General features: G+C 43.6%; 20 protein-coding genes and 1 other annotated feature. Of the genes, 4 read left to right on the top strand and 16 right to left on the bottom strand.

Annotated features, from left to right (window positions below; translation table 11 throughout):
- Positions 1-197: 197 nt before the first annotated feature.
- Positions 198-1103: a glutamate biosynthesis transcriptional regulator GltC gene (gltC, locus tag BLV90_RS00100; RefSeq protein ID WP_091734464.1), complete on the top strand. Its 906-nt coding sequence runs from the start codon at positions 198-200 to the stop codon at positions 1101-1103.
- Between the two features lie 126 nt (positions 1104-1229).
- On the opposite strand, the gene BLV90_RS00105 is transcribed toward gltC, so the two are convergent.
- From BLV90_RS00105 to BLV90_RS16065, 6 genes are all read right to left on the bottom strand, one after another.
- Complete coding sequence (locus BLV90_RS00105; RefSeq protein WP_091734466.1) at positions 1230-2045, bottom strand: N-acetylmuramoyl-L-alanine amidase family protein; 816 nt, start codon at positions 2043-2045, stop codon at positions 1230-1232.
- Between the two features lie 145 nt (positions 2046-2190).
- The gene (locus tag BLV90_RS00110) at positions 2191-3537 is read right to left on the bottom strand and encodes a VWA domain-containing protein (RefSeq protein WP_091734468.1); all 1347 of its coding nucleotides are present in this window, start codon (positions 3535-3537) and stop codon (positions 2191-2193) included.
- A 349-nt stretch (positions 3538-3886) separates the two neighbouring features.
- Positions 3887-5473 (bottom strand): SagB/ThcOx family dehydrogenase, encoded by a 1587-nt coding sequence (locus BLV90_RS00115; protein WP_091734469.1) that lies wholly within the window; start codon positions 5471-5473, stop codon positions 3887-3889.
- A 32-nt stretch (positions 5474-5505) separates the two neighbouring features.
- Positions 5506-7452: a TOMM precursor leader peptide-binding protein gene (locus BLV90_RS00120; RefSeq protein WP_091734471.1), complete on the bottom strand. Its 1947-nt coding sequence runs from the start codon at positions 7450-7452 to the stop codon at positions 5506-5508.
- On the bottom strand, positions 7449-9371 hold the full coding sequence (locus tag BLV90_RS00125) for a putative thiazole-containing bacteriocin maturation protein (RefSeq protein ID WP_177167815.1): 1923 nt from the start codon (positions 9369-9371) through the stop codon (positions 7449-7451). The genes BLV90_RS00120 and BLV90_RS00125 overlap by 4 nt, the downstream gene beginning before the upstream one ends.
- A 281-nt stretch (positions 9372-9652) precedes the next feature.
- Positions 9653-9835 carry a hypothetical protein gene (locus BLV90_RS16065; protein ID WP_177167816.1) on the bottom strand — a complete coding sequence of 61 codons (183 nt, stop codon included), beginning with the start codon at positions 9833-9835 and terminating at the stop codon, positions 9653-9655.
- Between the two features lie 526 nt (positions 9836-10361).
- Here BLV90_RS16065 and BLV90_RS00135 point away from each other — a divergent pair.
- Positions 10362-12182 (top strand): APC family permease, encoded by a 1821-nt coding sequence (locus BLV90_RS00135; RefSeq protein WP_091734475.1) that lies wholly within the window; start codon positions 10362-10364, stop codon positions 12180-12182.
- A gap of 82 nt (positions 12183-12264) precedes the next feature.
- Here the strand turns inward: BLV90_RS00135 and BLV90_RS00140 are convergent, their stop codons facing one another.
- Positions 12265-12450 (bottom strand): twin-arginine translocase TatA/TatE family subunit, encoded by a 186-nt coding sequence (locus BLV90_RS00140; RefSeq protein WP_091734477.1) that lies wholly within the window; start codon positions 12448-12450, stop codon positions 12265-12267.
- A gap of 196 nt (positions 12451-12646) precedes the next feature.
- Here BLV90_RS00140 and BLV90_RS00145 point away from each other — a divergent pair, with 196 nt between their 5' ends.
- Positions 12647-13960 carry a helix-turn-helix domain-containing protein gene (locus tag BLV90_RS00145; RefSeq protein WP_091734479.1) on the top strand — a complete coding sequence of 438 codons (1314 nt, stop codon included), beginning with the start codon at positions 12647-12649 and terminating at the stop codon, positions 13958-13960.
- Positions 13957-14094, top strand: coding sequence for a hypothetical protein (locus BLV90_RS16070; RefSeq protein ID WP_177167817.1), 138 nt, complete (start codon positions 13957-13959; stop codon positions 14092-14094). Before BLV90_RS00145 ends, BLV90_RS16070 begins: the two co-directional genes overlap by 4 nt.
- Before the next feature lie 200 nt (positions 14095-14294).
- Here the strand turns inward: BLV90_RS16070 and BLV90_RS00150 are convergent, their stop codons facing one another.
- The 9 genes from BLV90_RS00150 to BLV90_RS00195 all read right to left on the bottom strand — a co-directional run bounded on the left by BLV90_RS00150 (position 14295) and on the right by BLV90_RS00195 (position 24327).
- Positions 14295-14486 carry a hypothetical protein gene (locus BLV90_RS00150; protein ID WP_143034957.1) on the bottom strand — a complete coding sequence of 64 codons (192 nt, stop codon included), beginning with the start codon at positions 14484-14486 and terminating at the stop codon, positions 14295-14297.
- 448 nt (positions 14487-14934) lie between these two features.
- Positions 14935-15384 carry a hypothetical protein gene (locus tag BLV90_RS00155; protein ID WP_091734482.1) on the bottom strand — a complete coding sequence of 150 codons (450 nt, stop codon included), beginning with the start codon at positions 15382-15384 and terminating at the stop codon, positions 14935-14937.
- A gap of 208 nt (positions 15385-15592) precedes the next feature.
- Positions 15593-17059, bottom strand: a complete 1467-nt coding sequence (proS, locus tag BLV90_RS00160) for a proline--tRNA ligase (protein ID WP_091734484.1) — start codon at positions 17057-17059, stop codon at positions 15593-15595.
- A 48-nt stretch (positions 17060-17107) separates the two neighbouring features.
- Positions 17108-17324, bottom strand: a binding site (T-box leader).
- A gap of 687 nt (positions 17325-18011) precedes the next feature.
- Positions 18012-18623 carry a hypothetical protein gene (locus BLV90_RS00170; RefSeq protein ID WP_091734488.1) on the bottom strand — a complete coding sequence of 204 codons (612 nt, stop codon included), beginning with the start codon at positions 18621-18623 and terminating at the stop codon, positions 18012-18014.
- Positions 18624-18776: 153 nt separating this feature from the next.
- A complete protein-coding gene (locus BLV90_RS00175; protein WP_091734490.1) occupies positions 18777-20309 on the bottom strand; it encodes a YifB family Mg chelatase-like AAA ATPase in 1533 nt (510 codons plus the stop codon).
- A gap of 41 nt (positions 20310-20350) precedes the next feature.
- Positions 20351-21271 carry a DMT family transporter gene (locus tag BLV90_RS00180; RefSeq protein WP_091734491.1) on the bottom strand — a complete coding sequence of 307 codons (921 nt, stop codon included), beginning with the start codon at positions 21269-21271 and terminating at the stop codon, positions 20351-20353.
- Complete coding sequence (locus BLV90_RS16380) at positions 21268-22473, bottom strand: class I SAM-dependent methyltransferase (RefSeq protein ID WP_218142270.1); 1206 nt, start codon at positions 22471-22473, stop codon at positions 21268-21270. Before BLV90_RS16380 ends, BLV90_RS00180 begins: the two co-directional genes overlap by 4 nt.
- The gene (locus tag BLV90_RS00190; protein WP_245726199.1) at positions 22470-23039 is read right to left on the bottom strand and encodes a cysteine dioxygenase; all 570 of its coding nucleotides are present in this window, start codon (positions 23037-23039) and stop codon (positions 22470-22472) included. Before BLV90_RS00190 ends, BLV90_RS16380 begins: the two co-directional genes overlap by 4 nt.
- Positions 23040-23841: 802 nt before the next feature.
- Complete coding sequence (locus BLV90_RS00195; protein ID WP_143034958.1) at positions 23842-24327, bottom strand: Rok-like winged helix domain-containing protein; 486 nt, start codon at positions 24325-24327, stop codon at positions 23842-23844.
- Positions 24328-24793: the final 466 nt, after the last annotated feature.

Raw genomic sequence — 24793 nt, forward strand, 5'->3', positions numbered from 1 at the left:
TGTAGTGTTTGGACTCTCATAGTCCAAACCGCAAGGTACCTACCGTCAGAGACATCCTTGTCTCCGCAAAGACGCACTATCTTGCCGATAGTGGTTGTTCTTGTTATTCTATATGCGTTGATTCATATTAACAATATATATTTTCGATCAGATCAATCTCATTTTGAGATCAATAAAATCCTGCGAGGCGATAATTCGTGGATTTCAAGCAGATTCAATACTTCATCGAAGTTGCCAAACGCGAACATGTGACCGAAGCCGCCCATAACCTACATGTTGCTCAATCAGCTATTAGCCGGCAAATCGCCAACCTTGAGACCGAACTAGGCGTACAATTGTTTTTACGTGAAGGACGCAACGTACGCCTTACTCCTCTTGGTAAAATATTCCAAGAACACGCCGAAAAGGCCATGCGCGAAATGGAAATCGCCCGCCGCGAAATCGATGAATTCCTCAATCCTGAAAAAGGAACCATCCGGGTCAGCTTTCCAAGTAGCCTTGCCTCCCATATCTTGCCCTCGGTGATTTCAGCCTTTCGCGCTCGGTACCCGGATGTACGCTTTCAATTACGCCAAGGTTCATTCCGTAACCTCATTGATTCAGTCAGCCGCGGCGAGGCAGACATCGCCTTCGTCGCCCCAGTCCCAAAGGATGAAAAAGATGTAGAGGGACACATCTTCTTTTCAGAAAAACTCGTTGCCCTGCTTCCCGCTAACCATGATCTAGCAGATCAACCGGCAATCCGGCTCGATCAAATTAAAGACGATCCCTTTGTCCTATTTCCCAGAGGTTTTGTTCTCTATCGTATCGTTACGGACGCTTGTCACCAAATGGGCTTTCACCCCCAAGTTTCCTTTGAAGGGGAAGATATCGATGCCATCAAGGGCCTTGTCGCCGCTGGACTTGGCGTAACACTATTGCCTGAAGTTACATTATTAGAGAGCATCCCCCGTACAACGGTGAAAGTACCTGTGAGTGAGCCTGAGCTTACCCGAACAGTAGGAGCCGTCATCCCTAGTAACCGAGAGTTACCTCCTTCGGAGAAGCTATTCTTTGAGTTTTTGCAGGAGTTTTTCAATAATTTGCAGCGGTTTCGGTTTTGAGGGGAAAGATAGAAAGAAGATGGCCTACTCGTCGAGTAGGCCATCTTCTTTCTATCTATTTTATTCACACATAACAAGGTCCCTTTACTAGAATTCATCGAGTAGCTACATTATATAAGGGAAACTTTATGGTAATGAAGAGGTAACCATTTCTTCTTGTAACGCTGGGTCCTCTTTTTTTCCACGATTGGCCCGCAACACCCGCTCATAGGTGATTGTCACTGTCTTCTCACCATACATTAGACCTGCTCGCGCAGCATGAGAGCCTGACAATATCGCATGCGGTTTATAATCAAAGACCCCTACTTCTTCTCCATCCTTGATAACACGCCAATATTCTTGCAACTCTTCTTCAACTGGCCCCGGTTCATCATCTGCTTTTTTCTGCAATTGATAAGCTTCTGCAATCCCTGCTGCATAAGCTTGTGCCATTTTTGTTAAAAAATCCTTATCCGCTAACCACTTATTTTCCTCCTGATTGGTTATAAACAGATTTTCAAACAAGATGGCGGACATTCGTGTATACCGTAAAACATAGTAGCCAGCTTCTTTTTTCCCTCGATCACGAACGCCATACTCCTTTAATAACTTCATGGCATGCTTGTGCAATATATCTTGCTTGCGTGCGGCATTGGTCATATAGTCCCGAGCTCCATAAACCACATAGGATTCATACCCTGCGGCAGCGGAATCGGAAAAACTATTGCAATGCATGGAGATAAATAGGTCGGCATCCGTATCGTTAGCCAAATCACATCGTTGATCTAGACTCAAATATTGATCGTTCCACCGCGTCAGATCGACCTCTACTCCCTCATAGCGGCGTAACTCGTCGTAAAGAAACTTAGAAAGTTGGAGAGATACCAGTTTCTCTTGTAAACCATAACCGGAAGCACCAGGATCCCCACCACCATGACCAGGATCAATCATGATATAGACCACCCGTATCCCCTCCCTATCTCGCTACTTATATTCTACGAAATTTATTTATTTTAGGGAAGGAGTCCTTAGGGACTCCATGGGGACTGGAAATTGTGCACGAAGACATCAGATCCATTGCTTAATAGAATGTTTAGTGTTACAACCGTTATTCCCGAAGCTTATTCCGTTTATCTAAGGCTTTATCTCGTGCACTGTTTCTGCGGTCCAACTCATTGTTACGCACTTCATCTCTTAAATTAATACCTGTATCTCGAGCATAGTCGCGAAGTTTAATCCCTCTCGTACTGTTTAACGAACGAATGTCAATAGTGATACTAGAATCCCATCCCCGACTTTCCATGTATTGCGTAAAACTTCGGATACGTTCTTCTTCTAGTTCTGCTAATTGCACCATTTTACTCTCATTCGACTCTAATGCACTCAACTTTTGCGATTCTGATTTATACGAGTCGTCCACATTCCGACTCTCCCATTTCTCCCATTCTGCAATTAGTCGCGCTTTTTCTCCTTCAAAATATTCTTCCAATGCTTCCTCTGAATCTACTTTAGAGTACGTACCTTTGCCAGCCTCTGCTACCTTTTTCAATGCCCGCTGACCTGCATTATCGACATCGAAACCGATGATATTGATCATGGTCTGTGTATTGGACCCACTTAATTTTCTGGCTTCTGCAACTGGATCCCCGCCACATGTTTCTACTCCATCACTTACTACATAAATGATGTTTTCAACTTGATCCCCCTTCTTTGTATTGAGGTCCTTTGCTGCTGCTCGGATGGAATTAGCTAAAGGGGTCCAACCTGCTGGGCGAAATTTATTTAATGCTTTCTGAAATACACCCTCTCGATAAGGGCCTACTGGATATACTACATCAGTGCTTTTGCATGAGATTCCCTTTTGACTTTTACTGTTACTCCCTTTGTGTCCGTAGACTCTTAAGGAGATATTTACACCCTCCGGTAATTGGCTAGAAAATTTTTTAATGGCCTCTTTTGCAAGCTCCATCTTTACCCCACCATCCACTTTCCCTGCCATACTACCACTCGAATCAAATAAGATCTGTACGTTTACCTTTTTACCCTGTGGTAATTTTGCAGCTCTTGCACCACCAGGTTCTTCATCGTTCGCCTTGGCTATAGTATTAAAATCACTATAAAGTTTAATATAGGGACGGTAATCTTCACTAACTAAGGAATGAAATTTGTCTAAATACTCCTCTGCTTTAAGATTCTTTGGAAATCGATTGACCTCTGCTTTTACCTTCTTTACATCGTATGCATCCCCTATATATTTACCAGGTCCAGCTAGCACATCGATTCCCTTCAATTCCTCTGGAACCTCTACAGGGATCAGGGTTTTTTTCTCGGAAGATTTAGCAGATTTCTTTTCACTCGAACTCTTAGTAGCCTTAAGGTGATCCTGCAGTATAGAACAACCACTTGTCATCATCAAGACACTAACTAATATGAAAGTAAAAAGACGATGTTTCATCGAATTCCCCCCCAATACTTAATTTAATGATATATCTCTTATAGTATATAAGAGATATATCATCCTGTCGTTAATACTATCGTAGTAGTCCCATCCCTTCTCTCTTTATTCGAATAATCCTAGATCCATTGAAAATTTCATGAAATATTAACATTTCGAAACCTATTTACGAGAACCATCGTTAATCACATCGCACACATAAAAAAGCCCCCCAACCCGAATTGAAGGGAGGAAGAAGCGATGGTAGCTATCCTATTGGTCATCTTATTAGTTTTCGCATTGTTCCAACTAGAATGGGAGGTCAAAGAAGCGTCTGAACAATAGGCACACCTCGGTGCTTATTTTTTTATCATCCATGTAATATCCCAACTAACTGCGCTCGACTACGATAGGGACCGATAGGAATTTGAATGAGGCACGTTTTCTTTAGAGGAGAAAGGTCATAAAGTGTATCACACAATACCGCATCGAATCCTAGAAGAGGATGTCCAGCCCAACCTACTGCAGAAGCAGCTAACAATAACTGCTGAACAATGATACCTGCCTTCATCTGCTGAATGCGATACCCTCGTTCACCCAATCTCTCCCGCCCATACTCCCTCTCCCCTACAATATGAAAGCAAAGCGGCACCTGAGTCAGATTCACATTATGTAGGGTTAATCCCTGTTGTAACGGGAGGCGATGATCACCTGATCGAACCAGCTTCAATCCATGGCGATTTTCATCATAATAGTAGGCTCCATCGGGAATTCCCTTCACTCCATACAAGCACACATATAAGGTAAGTGGTTGATGTGTATCCTCCCATAGTTTCTCTGGCCCTCTTCTACCCCCTAAAGAGCCAGCTACCTCGTAGCACAATTGTGCAAATGGCTCCGGATCGACTTTTTCCAGTATGAAATCCATGCCCGGTGAATATCGTCGTCGGTTTACCTTCGTAAAATCATAGGATAAATGTCCCACTCGGGGGAGTAGAATCGAGGGTTCATCCGATTCCTCCCTCTCTTCGATCTGACCTCTCACTACTTTTTCTTTCTTTTCCTGTGGAAAAAGAGAGGTGGATTCTATCATTGAGGCCTTATTTATCGCTACTAGCACAGGGTATTCTACCTTTCGTCTAGTAGAATGACGTATCTCCACTTGGAGTGGGGGTAGTTGTTGTAGTTGTTCAATGCCCTTTTCGATTTCCCAGCTATCTTCTTCTTTCCTTTTTTCTACAACCTTGCCAGATGCTCTATACAAAGGAAGAATAGCATAGGTACTCTCCTCTTCCTCAGCAAGGCCTAACAAGTCATTCACCATCCGATCCAAAAAGCAATAATAGGTTGCTGTAGAAAAACCAAATCGTTTTGCAACTTCATTTAGTTGCCCGATCACCACGCCGGCGTCCAACCCCTGTAAGCGATAAGAGAAGTTGTGATACTTATAAAAGTTTTTCCAAAACATCGTTGTGAGAAAGACGACCCCAAAACTATTCGTTAGATCACACCGTCCTCCAAGAGCACTCATCAGGTACGGATTTACATCTCCTTCTCGCAATAGCACTAACTGATGATGGGCGACATCATAGTGGTAGACTCCTGTATCCAAACCATCGATCCTTAAGTACACATATAGTTCTGTAGGATATAGTCCACCACCTGAAGGCACAAATCGCCGTGTGACAGGAGAGGCCCCCAATAACTCTGGTGTTTCCAAACACTGTGTCAAACCATAGACATACCACAAAAAATGGCCCACACAATCCATATCAATTAGAGGGTCTTGTTCTAACCTGCAGAGAGAAAAAGGAATGCCGCCTGGAAAATTCACGGCTGATGCCCCTTGATACAACTTATAAGGAAGCGGGGCATTTTCCCAATCCACATCCCAATCAGAAGGGCGTACTTTCTCTACTGCAAAATGTAGATCATGTAAAAATTGACGGAATTGCATCGGAACACCTCCCACCATGAACTAGCTGAAACTTAAGGAAAGGGATGAGGATGAGGATTCAACTGATCCATTGTCAATGATTGCGAAAGATAGCCCAGCTCCTTAGGCACATGTAGAACCCGCTTTAATCCTTCAAGACGAGTGAAATGATGCCCGAAGGTCATGGGCAACATTCCCGGAATTAACACTTTGACACAGTGAAGATCATGGCGAGCAACCTCAGGAGATGTCTGATTTACTACGATCACCTCTAGATTCCGTTCTTGGAACCGTGCTAAAACCCCCTTTAGATCCTCAGTGATATCTGTTGATACAGATACCTGAGGGAATGCCTCCTCGAAACTTTGCTTTGGTCGCTCCCCCTCTAATAAAAATCCCAATCGTTCCTCTGCTTCTGACAAACTATATAAGAGGGAGTGATCCTTCATTTCTCTTACCTTCATCGGATCCTTTAGCATCGAGATAGCCTTCTCTTTATTCGTGGTGAATTCCTGATCCAACATGGGAAGGATTCCAGCTAATTCATAAATCGAACTTTTTACCGCCCGAATCGGATCCAAGTGAGCCCCTGCTGCACAGATGAGATTAACCCCTTGTGAACGCTGGTTCTTCGCTATCGCCCAAACAGCCGGGATGCCATTTTCCATCGTGGCGTTAAATAAATGAACCTCATAACCTGCCACCGCTCGCATGCGATCGATCATCCAATGAAGTTCCTGATCTTTTGCGGAGGTTGGTTCTAACCGTGGCAGTGGCAATTGTGCATACCAAGTGAGTAAGAAGGCATCACGTTCCACTACTTCCATGATTCCATGAAATATCGCCTCTTCTAAACTCCCTCCCATGGCACATCCATTGGATGTTTCATAAACATACCCTCCACTACAACTAAAGCTATAGTAAGCCAACAATTGAGGAACCAAGAGGGGACGCTCCTCGTTTAATGACCATCCCCAGACCCAATCCATATCACGATCAGGATTAAAGGGTTTAAAGGGGAACTTTTCGTTTGCGTACTGCTCTGCACGGTGAAGCCCCACCTGCGGGGGATAAAGAGCCTCGTTCTCTCGGTTGCGATAAGTATCTCGCACAGTAGGCCGTCTCCCTTGTGGTGCATATCCACAATGCCGTTCCAAGCCCTCCAAAATCGCTGTCATTTCACTTTCCTCATAGGAGTGGGTACGACCTGCAGTCGCCTCATCCCCTATAAAAAGGGGTAGATTGACCGTCACATCCGCAAAGGTGGTATCAAAATCCTGTGCTTTTCCATTAAACAAGCCTGTGCGACTATCTAGATAATTGCTCGGCAATACCTGTTTCAATTCCGTCATGGATCGAGTACGGAAGGTGCTTAGAGAAATTTTCGGAGAGGGTTTCAGGGTAATTTGCGCGGTGAACGGAGAGTCATCAGGTAATTCTCCACAAAATGGGCATTTTCCATCTGGTAAGACGACATGTTGGGAAGTATCTAAGGTCTTTAAATGGATGAAAAAAAGATGCCCCTGGGTAAGTACATCTTGCCCATTTATCATGTGCCTCGTTTCCTTGACAAGCATAGTGGCCATATACGAAAATCCACTCGCTGTTGACCATATATCTCCACGCAGTGGACTTCCATGTTCTATTAACCTCTGTCGTATCCCCCACATCTCTCTACGATCATTCCCAGCCATCAGGGTACGAAGATCCGCACACTGGGAGCATCCCGCGCTGTGAGGTTGAACGAGAGGTCCGATCACACCCTGACCAAAGGAGACAAACCCTCGCAACCAAGGAACTCCTCGTAAACGAAACACTTTCTCTGCTTGAATATGTACCGCTGGTTGCCACTGATCATGAACTACTAAAGCAAATTGCAAACCTTCTGGTATCTCATCAGATAAATCGGCTTGATGCACAAGTGTATTCTCCTTAGACAAATCCGCAATAACCCGTTCTGCTAATTTTCCCACTCCGAAAACGCCCATTACTCCACTCACTGGGAATCCTCCTTTCTTAACAGGGTTACGCCAAATACTCCCGCCAACCCCTCCTTCATAAATGGCTCCAATGTGCAATCCACAATCTCCAATTGCCGCTGATTGCGTTGCAAAATCTTTTGCGTGTCTTGGATGAAATCAACTTCTCTTATGTTCATGGAAACTTCAAGATTCCTTGGCTTGCTATTTTCCAAGGTAACGGTAGTAACCTCCATCCCATCCTCCGTAAGCCACGCTTGTGGGTTTAGCTGTCTGCCGAGCGCGTACCGCAGAGCCCTTTTCAAAGCGAAGGACTCATGGAATCCAATGCTTCCATACCAAGACTCCCCATCCCCTACCCAGATAACAGGAAATCCACAAACTTCTTCACCTCGCCCCAATCGAGGGAGCTCACCCCTTCGTGACCACACTTCCAGATAAAAACGACAATCACGATCCTCCATCGCTCCTAAACGCAGACTGGATATCCGAGGAACCCCTCCCCTTAAACTTTTTTTCCATTCTTTAACCAGACATTTTTGTAATCCACGACAAACTCCTTCCGCCAATGTAGCACCTGCGCCAAGCCCGATAAACCTTTGTTGACCCCCTTTTTCTTTCAACCATCGTGATACATAGGTCTCCATACCAGTTAAGCCTGCTTCCCGTCGTGCTTCCCGATGGGTTATCCCTACTCCGATTCGCTCGTGTAGCGGATCAGCTAGCCCTTCTGTTACAGGATCCATCACTTGGACCTTACATTGGGCGAGGGGGAGTTGACCTAAGCTTCCTTCCTCCCAATGGCGATAAATCCCAGTTACTGGCGAGGTCCAGCCAGCAAAAGCAAGAAACATCTCCTCCTCTTTCCGATCTCCCTCCCCCTTTTCCGCACTCCACCATTCCTGTGTCACGCGCTTAGGTGATTGTATGCTTCCAAACTGAGGATGAGGGATAAAGGAATGCCAGCTTCCCTCCAATGTTTCACCATGAAGAAGATAAATTTGTTGCTCACTTTGTAAATTGGTCTGAGTCAACTCCTTAAAACATGTAAATGCCATCACATTGGCTAGCATAGCATCTGTCGTTATCGAGAAAGAATCACTCTGTCCACTCTCCCACACCTGTCGGTTCATGCGACACCAAGCGGATTCCCAGCATCCTTTTCCTTCGGTATTCATCCATGGACCTACCCACCCAAGATCACGGGCGATAATCCCAGGCAACAGTGCCGTTTTCTTCTCTTGACACACCCTTTGCAAGAGCCTCAGTCGATCCAATCTTTCTTCTTTAACTAGGAGTAGGACTACTTCATAAGGTGCTATCACTTTTTCCCAACTAGATAGATCCTCTCCATTAAATCCACCAATCGAGATTTCCGCTAGTCCTACTTCGGGGTCCATTGATCGTGCTTGTTCCTTTAGCTCCTCCAACCTTTCTCGATCCGTCTCCTCTTCTTCTGATAAAAGAAGATGAACGTGAGGGTACCCTGATTGCCATAATGCGCCTACAAGGGCAATCAGGGTAGAACCTGCTCCTACTACCAAAACTTTAGTCTGACGAAATCGCTCGAATCGATAGGCTCCTGAGTCCCCGAATGCCTCTAAAAAGGCGATCTGGGATGCAAAATTATCTACGACCTCCTGGAATAAATGATGAGGTTGATCCTGGCTTACATCCCGTGCCATACCCTGGTTGTGCAACATATTCGCAATCTCATATATACGCTCTTGGTAGGGTTTCGGTAATCCTTCGGTCAATTCACTCAATGGCTCCTTCCCATCAAACATAGGGGTCAACCTTTCAATCCATTGGGCAATCCCCTCCCCATCCAAACGGAAAGAACAACGATTGTTACGCAGATACACCCCACCATTCACATCTGGAAGAATAAAAGTATCTCCATTCATCTTTAAACGTGTGGAAGATTGTAAGCTAGTCATCATCGACTCCCCCTTGCCTAATGTCCCGCGAAAACCCGAATCAACCTCCTCTCGTCCATTTTATGTATCATGTATCACCTACTTGCTTATTGACCTAGAAAAGAGCACCCAACCACCAACAATCGTTGGCAGTTTGGTGCTCTGCTAAAAGGAATCACACTTTCATGTTTATGGCCCATAGGGTGGATATGCTGAAGGGGGATATGAGGATGGGGGATACGACAGTAGAAAAGGAAAGGGCACTCCACATACCCCCACACAACCTACGCAGCCCACACAACCTACACACCCTGCACAGCGGAACCCACAGGCACCCGCACAACGGAAACCCCCGCAAGCCCCAGCACAAGGGAAACCCCCGCAAGCCCCAGCACAACGGAAACCCCCGCAAGCCCCAGCACAACGGAAACCCCCGCAAGCCCCAGCACAACGGAAACCCCCGCAAGCCCCAGCACATCTAACACATCCAGCGCATCCAGCACATCTAAAACTAAAACATCGCTGAGCTACCTCAGGATTGTTGGGATCTGGATAATCCCATGGAACGGTTTCACTCTGTGAAAATTCATTAAGGCTTAGTTCTTGTAAATCTTTTTTAAAGTCATCCATTTTTCTCCCCCCAAAAGCTGATCGCCAGATATCCACTCTGTACCATCCGGCTAGACCGACAACCCACCCCCTAACTCAAGATATTTGATACTTATGAGCAGAGGTTGCTATTTTTTCGGGGCCAAGTTTAGATTTTCTTCTTTGCGAAGGGAATGAACAACTCGTACTCACCTTGATTCTCTGTCTCAATCCAGGTGCTAGTATAGGGATTCGTATTACTATCGCCAAAGAATAAGCAACAAAGGAAATCCTTTTTTAGCTCCACCGCCTCAAGACCACTTCAAATAAATCTCCCAGCGGGGAGATTTATTTGAAGTGGTCTCTTAATTGTATAACGAAACCCTATGTACAGATAATAACCAGGACCAAGGAGGCTATAGGATGTTCTCGACACTCAAGCGATTACTAATCGGCAAACCCTTACGAACCGAACAGCTAAAAGAAGAGAAATTGCCTATCTGGAAAGCCCTACCCATCTTATCGTCGGACGCCTTATCCTCTTTGTCATACGGTACAGAGCAAATTCTCCTTGTATTATCCATGGTCGGAGCTGCTTCTTTGTGGTATTCATTGCCGATCACAGCAGCGATTATCGGTCTTTTAACTTTATTGATTTTCTCTTATCGTCAAATTATTTTCCAATACCCTGGTGGTGGGGGAGCTTATATTGTCTCTTCGGATAATTTAGGGTGGTTTACGGGCTTAATCGCTGGCGCCTCCCTTTTGATTGACTATACTTTAACTGTTGCTGTAAGTGTATCTGCAGGAGCGGCGGCTATTAGTTCAGCGATACCCGCATTTCATAAGCATGTCACCTTAATCGCTGTCTTTTTTGTTATTATTGTTATGGCTTTAAACCTTCGCGGAATGCGTGAATCTGGTACAATTTTCGCTTTTCCGACCTATCTGTTTATTATTGGAATCGTCGGTCTGGTCATCACTGGACTCTTCAGCGTAGCTACCCATGTTACGGATCGCCAAATCGTTCAAATACCCACCTATCTGCCTACTGGATTAACATGGTTTTTGCTTCTTCGTGCTTTTTCCTCTGGTTGTTCAGCACTTACAGGTGTCGAGGCGATTTCTAATGCAACTCCCAGCTTCCAACAACCAGAGACCAAAAAAGCTTCTCGCACCCTACTAATTCTGGGTCTACTGCTAGGGTGCATGTTTGCTGGTACCAGTCTGTTAGCCTACCTTTACCATATTGTACCTCGCGATACAGAAACCGTGTTATCGCAAATCTCCGCTCATACATTTGGTCGTACCTTTCCCTATTTTTATATTCAAGGAACGACAGCCCTCATCTTAATCCTCGCTGCTAATACCAGCTTTAGTGGTTTCCCTCTTTTAGCCTCGATCATGGCACGTGATAAATTTATGCCCCGGATGTTTGCAGTTCGAGGCGATCGTCTCAACTTTTCTAACGGTATTATTCTCGTTGCCATAGCGGCGATCGTTTTAATCCTCATTTTTAAAGGAAATGTGGAACGATTAATCCCTCTTTATGCCATTGGTGTCTTTCTATCCTTTACTCTCGCTCAATCGGGAATGGTTCGTCGCTGGTGGGTTCACCGTGAGCATAGCTGGCTTCCCAAGCTCGCATTAAATGCTCTTGGAGCCGCCGTCTCGTTCAGTGTGCTTTTGATTTTTGCTATCACTAAATTTTCCGAGGGAGCATGGATTGTTGTCCTCGTCATTCCTTGTTTTATCTTTCTCTTTTACAAAATCCGTCGCCACTATGAATCTATCGCCAATGAACTACGCATTGATTGTAATAATGAGCGTCCAGAGCCAAAAGATCATGTAATTGTACTCCCGATTGGTGGCATTAACCAGGTCGTAAAAAATACAGTTTCCTATGCTCAATCTCTCGACGGCGACATCGTTGCTTTTTATGTAGGATTTGACAAAGAAACCATCAAAAAAGTAGAGACCAAGTGGGAAATGTGGAACCCTGATATCCGTTTAGTGACCACTCTTTCCCGATACCGAAGCATCTCCCAACCGTTAACTCGATTTATTCACCTCGTTGAAACACACGCTAAGGGCCGCCACATTACCGTGCTCATCCCCGAATTTATCACCCGAAAATGGTGGCATCGATTTTTACACAACCAAACCGCGATCTTGATCCGGTTTCTCTTACGTGGTCGAAAAAATATAGTGGTCGCAACCGTGCCTTACCTGCTCAGAAAATAAATCAAAAAGACCAAAAGAAAAGCCTATGGGAGTTCCATGACGCTTCATGAACTTCCATAGGCATATTTATTGTTCAGTTCAACTACTGTTTGCGTTCCTCACCATGGTCTTTACGTTCTTCCTCACCTGACATACCGGAGGTCGCATATTTAAATTCTCGTAACGCCTTTCCTACCGAGCGACCAAGCTCAGGTAATTTCTTCGGTCCAAAAAGTAGGAGCGCGACTAAAGAAATCAAAATGATCCCTTGTAATGTGGGTGCATGCATCGATACATCCCCCCTTTTCGAAATCTATTCTTATCCTACCATGAACCCCACAGAAAAATGAGAGGTTGGATATTAATATTTCGTTTTTTTTTGAAAGATCCATTAGATATAGAAGGGTTCCCCTAGTTATCCTTTTTCAATGACTCGCCTTAGGTTAAACTATGGTTATTCACTATGGACAAGGCAGGGGAGACAAATGAATCCATTAGATATTCATGAAATCGGCGAAATCGTACGCAAGGTACGTAAAGAACGGGGCTTGCGCTTAGAAGATCTAGCAGATGAAAATATATCTCCAGCTACCATCAGTAATATTGAGCGTGGCGTTCCTCATGTAAGTATGAAGAAAGCCCACTATCTATTGAGTAAATTAGATATTGACTTACATAACCTTCCTGATCTAATCATGAAGGAACAAAAAGAGCATCAGGACCTAAATTTTCAATTATTATCCATCGAATCGATGTGTACGACCCAACATACTGATAAAGCCTTACATACATTAGAACAACTTGATATTGACGATGGTCATCCTTATGCAAGTACGGTACTTTATCTTATCGGCAAATGCCATATCCAAAAGAAAAATTGGAAACGAGCAGAACGGATCCTTTTCAAAGCCGTGCAACTTACCAACCAAGGAGACCCTACCCATAACATCGAAGCAGCCTCCCTTGCCGAATTAGGCCTTTGTAGTTACTATCAAAACGATCTGGATAGCGCTTTGAAATATACGGAGAACGGGTTAACTGCCTTCGATCCTCAAGGAGATCGACCCCATGTTCAATTTGTTCTCAAGCAAAATAAAGCCGTTTACCTCGAAAGGCTTGGTCGAATTGGTGAAAGCATGCGGGTGGTGGAGTCAGTATGGGAGAGTCTACCCTTCATCGATGAATCCAATATGGTCCTCACTTTTTATTGGTTACGCTCAGAGCTTCTGCGACGGTCCAAGGTATATGAGGATGCCATCCTATTTGCTACAGAAGGCTTAGAGAAAGCTCGCCGTAATACCAATTACAATCTTATGTACGATCTTTGGACAGTCCTGGGTAGCGTCTATATGGATAATGAGAATTGGGATTCAGCAAAAACATGTTTTAATCGTGCATTGGAGTTGGAAGAGTTTCTCTCCAGTAAACACAAATTCATTGTTACCTATGCTCGTCTGGGCGTTCTCTATATCCAATTAAATGCCTGGGAAGATGCCAAAATAGTTATCGAAAAATCCATCCAATTTGGTAAAGAGTATAATGACATTCCGCGATTAACCTACGCTTTACACACCATGGGTGATTTTTATCGTCTTCAGGGAGAATCCCAAGAAGCGATTTCCTATTATCAACATTGTTATGAACTTTGTCATCAGCATCATCTAAAAGAAAAAGAATACCAAGCACTTCTAAGACTCGCTCAATGTTGGGAAGAAACTAATGAAGTGGAATTTCAAAAACATATCCGTAATATGTATGAAGTACAACTACAACTGAATAAGTTAGGAGGACGCTTTTGAGGAAAAAATTGCAACTCCTCTTTTGTATCTTGACTCTTCTATGTTCTATTGGTGGCTATCTGTTGCCTACTAACCACGTTCAGACCCCCGTTATCGTGGCCGAAGGATCGGATAGCGATCCTACTGGAACATGAAGGACGAACCCCATCATGCCGGGCAGGTCCGTGACCTCGCCTGTCTTTTCTGTACCAGCTATCTACAAGGGCATTTAACATGGATGTAAATAACTAAATATTCCGTTTTCTAACGGATCAAAGGAGTAGATTACTCATTCGCAGTTGCTTCCATAGAAGAAGAAAAAACAGGCCGAGAGCTCTCGGCCTGTTTTTTCTTCTTATTCATCTACTTTCCCTTGTGTTTCATCTACTTTTCCTTGTACTTCTTCTACTTCCGCTTGCTCGCTTTTCCCTTTGAACAAAGGGTGAATATACTTCTTAAAGAACCAAGAAGCAACTAAAGCGACAATAAGCGCTTTAACAATAAAAACTCCTACATCTGCGCCTAAAGGGATGATTAATTGATTCACCCAATCGACCTCGGGAGATTGTTGTGCACCTGGGATAATAATCACTCCTTAAAGTATAAGTCCAATAATACAATGAATCACATGCCAAAGGATACCTGTACTTTAACTTTTCCCCCTTTTTAAAAACACTTTTACTAACATTCCCCCACAAGCAGGTAAGTAAACGTCCTCAATGAAAACATCAAAAAGTAGGAATATTCCCAAATACTTTAAAGATGTATATACTTATAATGAAAGTGTAATGTATTTTCCCGTAACACCAGGTTCATAACTATGATCATTTCTCTCACTACGTGAGAGAACAACAAGGTAGATACCATTCTGGTACCTACCTTGTTGTTCGACGATATTATTTAAGTACTTCTTTCGCCAATGACTTAAGTTCAATTATGTTGCAAAAATCATGAAAAGTGTGCAGTAAGCGTAGAGATGGTCAAAAAAATGAGCCTTAGTAATACTTAGTCCGTTCTATAATCTTCATTTTAAGATTTTTATCTACTTTCACTTTAAAAACAAATCCTTTTAAAGATTTTTTCCCATTAAGAATTCCTTGGTATTCTCCTATGAACTCGTAAACTCCAGGGGATGGATTAAATGACTTAGGTGCAATATGTTTATAGTCTTTACTAGTCGTATTCACCTTGGAGGCGTGCTGATAAAAAGGATTAGGGGCTACTTTAGGGTCTTTTCTAAAAACAATGATATACTGACCTTTTGCATTTTTGATTTTCTTAGTAAAATTAAGCTGGAAAGTTCTTTTACCTTTTACTACTCCATCAAGAAGAAAAGCATCTTTTTTTCCCTTTTCATGATTTTTTTCAGCTAAAGCTGGAGCTGAAAAAGTGAAGAAGAGCGCAAAGGCAAGCATAAATGGTAAGAAGCTACGTAATTTTGACATGTAACCACTCCTTAAATATTTTGAAGCTCACATTTGTATAATACATTTTATACTCTATTTTATCCAGCAAAAAACACGTTCGTAATTTCCATACCGTTTACTTCTTATTGGACAAATGGCCCCAAAATCGATCGATGCTCCTTCTGGGCCTAAAAGAGGCCCGTTCTTTGTTATGCTCTGATAAACTCTCTTATTTAGATTAAGATAGTTAATACGCCCGAGCAAACCATGTTGTAAACTTCGATTCACTGCCACATGCAATGCATCGCTTCTTCACCACAGGCGCCTCAAAGGGGATATTGCGAGAAGTTAGCTTTGTCTCCTCCTTTACCTTTGACTCACAAGACTCCTCCCCACACCAACCGGCTAATACCCAGCCAACTGCCTTACTTTCCTTTTCCATTTGAGCTACATGAGCATTTAAATCTCCTATTGTTTCAATCTCAAGATATGAGTTCTTCTCCCGGAAATCCAACGCTCTTTGGAACATCTCTTCCTGAATCTTAACCAGTAGTTCCTCCACCTGCTCCACTACACGATCTAGCTCAACAGTCACCTTCTCACCAGTATCTCGACGAGCTAAAATCACCTGATTGTTATCAACATCCCGTGGACCTATTTCCAAACGAAGAGGAACCCCTCGCAACTCCCATTCATTAAACTTCCATCCGGGGGACTCATCCCGGAGATCCGCCCTTACTCTAATCCCAGCTTCCTTCAGCTGGTCAAAGAGAGGATCAAATTTCTCCATCACCTTCTCACGCAATTTACCCGGTCCGACAGGTATCATCACTAGCTGTGTTGGTGCCATACGTGGAGGGTTAACCAATCCACGATCATCCCCATGTACCATAATCATCGATCCGATCAAACGAGTCGATGTGCCCCAGGAGGTGGTATGTACATACTTCTGCTGGTTATCGCGATCTAAAAATTGAATATCAAATCCTCTAGCAAAGTTTTCTCCAAGATAATGAGAGGTACCTGCCTGAACCGCCTTCCCATCCTTCATCATCGCCTCGATCGAATAGGTGTCTACTGCGCCTGCAAATCGTTCACTAGGGGTTTTCTGCCCCATCCAAACAGGAATCGCAAGCTCTTGTTCCACCACTTCTTTATATATCTGAAGCATCTGCATCGTCTCTTCGCGGGCCTCTTCTTCAGTAGCATGAGCCGTATGTCCTTCCTGCCACAGAAATTCCGAAGTGCGCAAAAAAGGTAACGTCCGTTTCTCCCAACGAAACACATTGGCCCATTGGTTAATTAAAACGGGCAAGTCCCGGTAGCTTTGGATCCACTGACTGTACATACGACCAACCATCGTCTCAGATGTAGGTCGAAGCGCAAGCTTCTCCTCCAACTTTTCGCTTCCCGCCTCGGTAACCCATGGTAGTTCTGGGTTAAAGCCTTCTACATGCTCCTTTTCTTTCTGAAAAAACGACTCAGGTATCAACATCGGAAAGTAAGCGTTCCGATGTCCAGTCTCCTTAAATCGCCCATCCATCACAGACTGGATGCGCTCCCATAATTCAAAACCATCCGGTTTAAAGACGATACAGCCACGCACAGGTGTATAATCCATAAGATCCGCTTTTCGTATCGCATCGATATACCAGCGGGAAAAATTCTCTGACTGAGGGGTAATCCCCTTCTCATTCACTTTACCATCTGCCATAACCATCACTCCCTGAAAAGAAATGCTACGCAAAAAATCCCCTATCCCAATAGGGACGGAGGATTAACCCGCGGTACCACCCTGATTAACCATAACGATATGTTATGGTTCACTCAAATTCCCTCAATAACGGTAGGGCATCCGATATGGCTCATCACCAATGGCTCCAGGGTGGGAACAGTTATTTCTAGTGTATCGACTTTCAGCAACCGTCGACTCTCTGTAACACATTCGCAATAACTGTTTTACCTTTCATCACCTGTTAGTTGTTAATTAACAAAATGTTATCACCAGAATAATCCAATGTCAATATTCAATTCAATCATATCCCTTGTTACACAGGTACAAGTTATTTAGTGACTACTACCAGAGAGGTTTATAAGCATAATCTTAATCTCACTCAACAATCATAGCAATGACCCCTACACATAGAAATCCCACCGAAATGAGGATTGTTGCAACAACCACATCCGAGATGAAATCAATTACTTTATCTACAGGACCCTTCTCCCCCCACTCCTTTTTTGAGGGATAGTTCTTGACAAAAAACCAGACCCACAATCTGATGCATATAAAAAATATAACAATCGCACTTATAACTATACCAAACAATATAAGGATGTTTTTTTCTATGTAGATCATCTCCTTATTGACTATTTATGTATTCTTTGAACTGAATTAAGTTCTTTACGATCTCTCACAGTTTCCAGGAGATGACCTTCTCCACTCACCCATGACATTCATAAATATTCTCCCTCTAAATATAATAACATCACTAAAGTGTATTATTCTATTTTAATTAGTCTCAATCTGTTTTTTGTGTAACATATCCACAGTTTACCTTTTATTTTCTTATCAACTTTCTCTTATCAACTTTCTCTTATCTACATAAATAAACGTGGTAAATTTACCACGTTTATTTATGTAGATATACTTACCTCTTATCTTTCACCTATGTCAATTCAAAAGTCCCTACGTTATCCTTGGGTTCAGAGAAATAGCTCATCTTCTCTAGAGAAGCCACGCAATTACGCTGTCCATCGCTCGATTGAAGTAAGACCGTACCTTCTCCTGTGCGTAATACTTCCCCATTTTTCAGTACTAATCCATTATGAAAATGAATGTTTACAGGCAACCGTATCATGGTATTAAACTGCTCACGTAACGGCTTTTCCTTGCATAGGCACTCCCCCCCTTTGCGGCTGGTTAGAGGTTGTAACAGAGTTATTTCAGGATCCGCATTAAAGAAAACGGCTAGCACATCAAAAATGCTAACAACATAGGTAACCATATTTTGCTGTACAGAAATCAAAAAATTATCTACGGTTTGTATTTCAGCCTTAAGGAAAACAGGTGCTGTTTTTGGTTGATCCGCCACGGTCACTAACATCACCTGTTGACCCACTACTTGACTGAGTACCTTTTGCATCGGTGTAGTGCAACAATCGCAAATCGATGAGGATATCTGTACATACTTCTTCTTCGATGTTCGAGCTCTCTTGGACCTTTGCTCCCCTTTTGCCTCCTGCTTCCGTCGAGTGCCCTTACGCTCTTTCCCACTCAATCGATCCACTCCTCACCATGGTCACATGTTCCATTTATATGAAATATCCGCATTTACTGTGCCATCTTCGGCCACCGTAAAAAAAGTAAGCCTAAGGGAAGCATCTCCCTCGCTTACTTTTTAGTGTAAGTTGTGTTCTTTTTACAGCCCTTCTCACTCCCACCACTTCCGATCCAACGTCCGATACTGGATCGCCTCAGCAACATGCGGCACCTCGATCCTCTCTGAACCTTCCAGGTCCGCAATCGTACGCGCTAACTTGAGAATGCGGTCATGAGCTCTAGCAGATAACCCAAGAGCATCAAAGGACTGGCGCAGGAGGCTGCTCGACTCCTGATCTATCGCACAATGTTGACGAATTAAAGAAGGGGACATGGCTGCGTTGTTCAGCATACCTTTTCCATGATAGCGTTCCTTCTGCACCTGATGGGCTCTATTTACCCTTTCTCGGATGAGAGTTGAGCTCTCCCCTCGTGCCTCACTTGAAAGTGTCTGAAAATCCACCCTAGGCACCTCTACATGGATATCGATACGATCCAAAAGCGGACCAGATAATTTCGAGCGATAGCGTTGCACCTGGTAAGGTGTACAGATACAACCTCGTTCCTCCGAGTATCCAAAAAATCCACAAGGACACGGGTTCATCGAACCGACCAACATAAATTGGGCAGGATAGGTTAACACCGCCCTTGCCCGACTAATCGTAACCTCACGATCTTCTAAGGGTTGTCGTAATACTTCCAGTGCGCTTTTAGAAAACTCCGGCATCTCATCGAGAAAAAGAACACCTCGGTGGGCCAGACTTACTTCCCCAGGCTTTGGTATGGCTCCCCCTCCCGTAAGGCCCACTTGGGAGATGGTATGATGGGGAGAACGAAAGGGGCGTCTATCTACAAGCCTTCCTTTCTCCGTTAAATTACCTGCAATGCTATATACCTTGGTTACCTCCAGCGACTCATCCATAGACATATCAGGCAATATAGAAGGAATCCGTTTAGCTAGCATCGTCTTCCCAGACCCTGGTGGGCCAATAAAGAGTAAATTATGCATCCCTGCTGCGGCTACTTCCATGGCTCGTTTAACTTGTGCCTGTCCCTGTACATCCGCAAAATCTACTAAGGAGGTGTCTTCTTCTACTGTACTTGCCTGTATTTCCCATGGATCTAGCTCTTTCGCTTCCCCCTTTAGAAGGCAGACGGCTTCTGTCAAGGAACGAAGAGGTAGCACTTCCATTCCCTCAACGAGGTTAGCCTCTATCCGATTGGCACCCGGAAGCCAGACACGCTTAAAACCCGCCTGTTTACCGGCAATCACCATAGGGAGTACTCCACTAAGGGGACGGAGTGTCCCATCCAAAGCAAGTTCCCCTATCCATAAATCCTTCTCCAAACCCTCTGCAGGTAATTGACCACTCGCTACTAATACCCCTACTGCAATCGCTAAGTCAAACCCAGCCCCCTCCTTTTTTAAATCCGCAGGTGCTAGATTGGTCGTGATTCGTTGTAAAGGAAACTGGCACCCTGAATTTTTAACCGCAGAACGAACTCGATCTCTAGATTCTCGCACGGCTGTATCGGGTAAGCCAACAATATCGAAGACGGGTAAACCATTGCTAATATCGACTTCCACCTCGACAGTCGTTCCATCAATCCCTAATACGGTACAGGAATGAAGCTTAGCGTACATGGCCTCCTCCTCTATCTCAATCTAGCAAGATACAAAGGTCCTCACTCTCTTTGAAGTTGTACAGGTTGCTGTTGGCGCTTTTTTTCTGAAGTATAACGGTTGGTTATCCAAACACCTAGTAAAACCATCGCTGACCCAAGAAGCTGTTCCCAGGTAATCCTCTCTCCATATATGAGGGTACCCAAAAGGATCGCTACCATCGGGGTGAAAAAAGAGTATAAGGAAACACGGATGGCTCCCCATTCTTTTAAAAGATAAGTAAACATGGTAAATCCAACAATCGATCCGATTATAACGAGATATAACCAGCTAATAACAAAAGTCTGGTGGACATATTCCCATGAGATGATCTCCTTCCATTCCACAAAGGGTGCCACTACCATCAGGATGGCACCCCCTAGTAGATTTTCTAAACCAGATACAAGAATGGAAGAGTATTGATTGAGAGTATCTTTACTAATGACAGCTCCCCAACAATATGCTGTGGTTCCTAAAATAATCGATATCATTCCAAGAATAGCCATTTTATTATCTGGAGATTGAACCTGAGGCATAAAGATTACGAACACTCCTAATAGTCCGAGGACGATTCCCCCTATCAATGGAGCATTTAATCTACTTTGCCGGTACAACGAACTAAAGAGTAGCATCAAAATTGGAATCAATCCCTGCACCAATACAGCCGTCAAGCCCGAGGAAACCCATTGTTCCCCCCAGTAGATCAAACCAAAGGTTACGGCGATGACTAATACTCCAAGGATGAAAAGATGTCGGAAAGCTTTCCCTTCCAATCGGAAGGACCCATGCTTCCATCGATACCAGCACAGGAGCAATACCCCTGCTAAAAAGAATCGAGTACCTGCTGACCAAAGAGGGGGGGCATGATCCACCCCAATTTTAATTGCCAGCCAGGTTGACCCCCATACCAAGCACAGGAGTATAAAGAACAAACGAAATTTCAATCAAATCCCTCCTGTAATGTTTGTGGTTTCTGAGCAACGAGAACATTGGTATTGCCAAAGGCCTCTGTAAATTCATTAAATACCTGGACAACAGAAAAGCCCGCTTTTTTCAATTCCTTCGTTAGTTCATCGCTGGATGCTTCCTTGTATGGCAACAATTCCAAAGGAATCATCTTACTTCCCTCTTTGGTACGGATCTTCCTTTCGATAACCCTTCCTGGTACAACTGGACCCACTGTATCGTAATCTGGCACGGAGAAGAATCCCTCTAACCATTTCTCTCGGCAATGGGCAAGTAAAAAATAGCCCCCCGGTTTTACGATTTGATAAACTCGCTGTAAGTGCTTTAACCTAAGCTCTTCCTCTGTAATCATATGTAAGCATCCCATATTGATCGCAAAATCGAAGGTTTCAGCAGGAATATTGCGCAAATAAAGAACATCACGTTCCAAAAATGTACAGAAGAGTTCCCCCGCTCTCGCCCTCTCTCTAGCTTTTTCAAGGGCGGAACGCGCCACATCCACACCTGTTACATGGACACCCTGCTGAGCCAGATAGAGGCTGTCTCGTCCTTCTCCACACCCAAGATCGATCACACGCTTACCCTTTAAGCCATAATGTTGCGCAAACCATACTAAAGCCTCATTTGCTCCCTCCTCTTCCCAAAGGGTTCCTCCTTCTGCGTACACCTTTTTGTAGCGTTCATCGTAACCGTAGTAGTAATCGGTCAGATCCGTTTCCAGACCATGGATGGGAGCTGCCGGATGAGAATGAAACATAAATTCACAGGTATCAGATAAGCTAACTTCAATGACCTGAGCTGGATTACTCTCATCCACTGAATATAGGCGGTAGGTTGTATCTGGAGGGATAACCAATGTCTCCCCAATACCAATCCGCTCACGTTTGATTGTCGTATAAGCCCCATCAACAAAAGAGAATTCCTCATATTGCAGTCGACTGTGTACGATCCCAATCAACTTCTTTGCTTCGGGAAATCTTCGAGGGATCGAATTTTCCTTCCCTTCTACTTCCCTACATTCACAACGACGATCAGCATTTTTAAATAAGATATTAGGGCCTTTTTCCTTGAAATCAGTAAATTCATACAAATAAAAAGTATTACTACACATAAATTGCTCAATTTCATCCCGAGTAATCGCATCATCCTGTACGAGGTTCATTAATCGAAGAAAGCTCATCCCATCACTGCCTCCCCATCCAACTTCATCTCCGCAAGCCGTTGACGTTGTTCCTCAGGCCACCAAGCACCACAATCCTCACTAACAACACAAGCCATACATCGTTCTAAATCATACACCTTCATTCCAGAAATCGGTGGTGAGTAGACATGAAGCGTAACCAATGAAGATTCACTCTGGTTCTCCATATCATGGACCATGGTTCTCGGTGCAAAAAAGCTAGCCCCTTCCTCTGTAACACCTGTGTGCTGAGGAACTGGAATTTCCCGTTGGAGTGAATAGATCGTCTGGGTAGATACCCCTTTGACGACATGAACCCAGCCATGGGAGTTACCATGATCATGAGGAGCACATTTAAAATGCTGTGCCCAGTTCATAATTAACACTTCTACATGTTCGGATTGAAATAGCATCTTTCTTCCATAAGGATGTATACCTGGATCTTCCAAAAAAGTACGGAGATCCTCTTCGGTTACTTGCAAATGATCCAAAACACCTTTCAATTCCTGGGCCGTCGGAGCATGCAAGGGCGCAAAAGATTGTTGAAGCCTCGAGATAAAACTCAACAAGATCCACTCCTTTGAAAGCAAATTAGTTTCAAAATCAGGATATCCGATTGGATATTGAGTATATATTTCCTTCTTTATCTCCTATACATAGTCAAAATTCGACGTTCAGTAGTCATCTCCTTTATTAACCCTCAAGTAAATCATATCAAAACGACCTTAAACCACTACATAAAAAAACCTTATAGAACCTCATGAAAATGATTCCTTTAGATATTAACCCGCATCGACTGAATAGGATAATTTATATCTAATTAACCAGCGGACTAACTTCACTAATATCTTATAAAAAATGACCACCCTGCACTCTTACAACCAGCTATATCAACGGTTCTCCCACCTCTCCTTCCAAAAATCTCGTAAATCAAATGATTTGGGGAAAAAGTGCCTAAATCGACAGCTAATCTCTCCTCATCACCCATATTCATCCATCAGCAAAGCAATACAAGTAAATATCCATTTGAAAAATGAATCATCCTTTGGTAAGTTTGAAATTACCGTTATATTCTAGTTACGGTAAATGGAAACTGTTTTCAAAAAAAGAAGAGTTGCAGGATGATCCCCATTTACCTTCTAATAAAAGATACATAGCTCCACAGCCATACCTGATAGTAAATCCTTAAGGCACCCTAGGTGCAGCTTAGTAAGGGATCAAGGATAATATATGGTAACGATTAACCATTATGCTGAGGGCGCCGCTGATAAAAAGGGATTATTACCCACCACTGGATGTGCTTTTTGGGCAAACAGAAAAAAGCCCTCAGCTTAATAAACTGAGAGCTTTTAATTCAAATCGATGCAATTACGGTAGAAAGGTAAAACGTCCACGACCTGTTTTTTGCACAGCAGGACAGATCTTCATGATGCTTTTCATCAAGATAGTGGGGTTACTACCTAGATTACCTCCACGTTTTTCCACTTCCTCTTTCAAGTGAGACAAGCGAAGGGAACCGTGGTCACGTAGGATTTGTGCAACTAATTCAGCTGCTTGAATCGTTTTCTTGTGAATTCCTTTAGTTAATGCTGGGTCTACTAATGGAGTTTGATCTCGTGCTTCTTCATCAGCGTCAGTACCTAGTCTACTTGGCGCACGCAACTCTTCAGGAATTTCCTCAAAACCATGCTCTGTCAAGTAGTGCAACAAGGCATGATCCAGCCCATTCCGTAGTGCGGAAAGTATAAGGGCTTGTTCGTCGCGAACGACCTTGCGGATCTTTTCCTCCATTGTTTCTTCCAGTTCTTGTGATTCCCATTCTTGTCCTTGCATTTCCTGTCCGTGCATTTCCATAGAAAATTTCTCCTTTGCCTTATGTATTTGCATTTCTATCATCCCAAAAGCAGTTTGGACCGTTTTTTCCGAAGTGTGAAACGTATAGCCCATTGAAGCTTTCATTCCATTGCCTATTCGATTCCACATCAGGGGATCTGTTTCCTTCATGAAAACGGTGGATAAGCTACGATGGGTGATAAACTTGCCTATAAAAACATGGTAAACGATTTTCCTATTAAAATCATTGACAATAAATACACAAACTAAAATCCCCTAGGCAGGAAATTTAGGGAAAATCGTCAACTTTTTTTTCTGACGAGCTGTTTTCCCTGTTATTCCTTATTTGCTTCCCCATTCCCCATCCATTTTAACACCAAAAAATACCGGGCTGGTTCAATCACTCATGTGCCCCGTAACCACCTCCCGCTCTATCACCTTGTTGGATAGACCCATTGCCTATGATTTAACCTTCCCCATTTTAGGA

This window comes from Marininema mesophilum (genome assembly GCF_900106775.1).
Taxonomy (GTDB): Bacteria; Bacillota; Bacilli; order Thermoactinomycetales; family DSM-45169; genus Marininema; species Marininema mesophilum.

Bases quoted from the DNA above. Each gene is read 5' to 3' on its own strand.
- proS (WP_091734484.1), bottom strand. From the start codon at position 17,059: ATGGCAGATGGTAAAGTGAATGAGAAGGGGATTACCCCTCAGTCAGAG.
- BLV90_RS16380 (WP_218142270.1), bottom strand. From the start codon at position 22,473: ATGAGCTTTCTTCGATTAATGAACCTCGTACAGGATGATGCGATTACT.
- BLV90_RS00125 (WP_177167815.1), bottom strand. From the start codon at position 9,371: ATGACTAGCTTACAATCTTCCACACGTTTAAAGATGAATGGAGATACT.
- BLV90_RS00155 (WP_091734482.1), bottom strand. From the start codon at position 15,384: ATGTCAAAATTACGTAGCTTCTTACCATTTATGCTTGCCTTTGCGCTC.
- BLV90_RS00110 (WP_091734468.1), bottom strand. From the start codon at position 3,537: ATGAAACATCGTCTTTTTACTTTCATATTAGTTAGTGTCTTGATGATG.
- BLV90_RS00115 (WP_091734469.1), bottom strand. From the start codon at position 5,473: ATGCAATTCCGTCAATTTTTACATGATCTACATTTTGCAGTAGAGAAA.
- BLV90_RS00175 (WP_091734490.1), bottom strand. From the start codon at position 20,309: ATGTACGCTAAGCTTCATTCCTGTACCGTATTAGGGATTGATGGAACG.
- BLV90_RS00140 (WP_091734477.1), bottom strand. From the start codon at position 12,450: ATGCATGCACCCACATTACAAGGGATCATTTTGATTTCTTTAGTCGCG.
- BLV90_RS00145 (WP_091734479.1), top strand. From the start codon at position 12,647: ATGAATCCATTAGATATTCATGAAATCGGCGAAATCGTACGCAAGGTA.
- BLV90_RS00195 (WP_143034958.1), bottom strand. From the start codon at position 24,327: ATGGAAATGCACGGACAGGAAATGCAAGGACAAGAATGGGAATCACAA.
- BLV90_RS00135 (WP_091734475.1), top strand. From the start codon at position 10,362: ATGTTCTCGACACTCAAGCGATTACTAATCGGCAAACCCTTACGAACC.